This is a genomic window from Vibrio jasicida CAIM 1864 = LMG 25398 (assembly GCF_000400365.1).
Classification (GTDB): Bacteria; Pseudomonadota; Gammaproteobacteria; order Enterobacterales; family Vibrionaceae; genus Vibrio; species Vibrio jasicida.
The window spans coordinates 1-267 of sequence record NZ_BAOG01000194.1; the positions used below are offsets into that span (position 1 = coordinate 1).

At 40.1% G+C, this 267-nt stretch carries 1 protein-coding gene; it reads left to right on the forward strand.

Annotated features, from left to right (window positions below; genetic code table 11):
* On the forward strand, positions 1–267 hold a 267-nt coding region (locus VJL_RS26640; protein ID WP_038882364.1), incomplete at both ends, for a GrpB family protein.

Here is a 267-nt window from a genome sequence, read left to right on the forward strand (position 1 = left end):
ATGCTGTATCTAAAGGTGACCTAGACATACTTGTTGGTGTTAACGGCAAGGAACTAGAGAATGCAGTAAAGTTACTTTCTACTCTAGGCTTCAACGAAAAATCCGATACGTTAAGAACTCCGGAGCTTTGCATGCTGGAAAATAACTCAGGTGAGGATGTCGCTTTTCAAGTTGTAGCTAATGGTTCGGAATTTGAGTTTTTTGTGGGGTTTAGAGACAAACTCCGTAAAAGTCCTGAGTTAGTTCAACGATACAATGAGCTGAAAA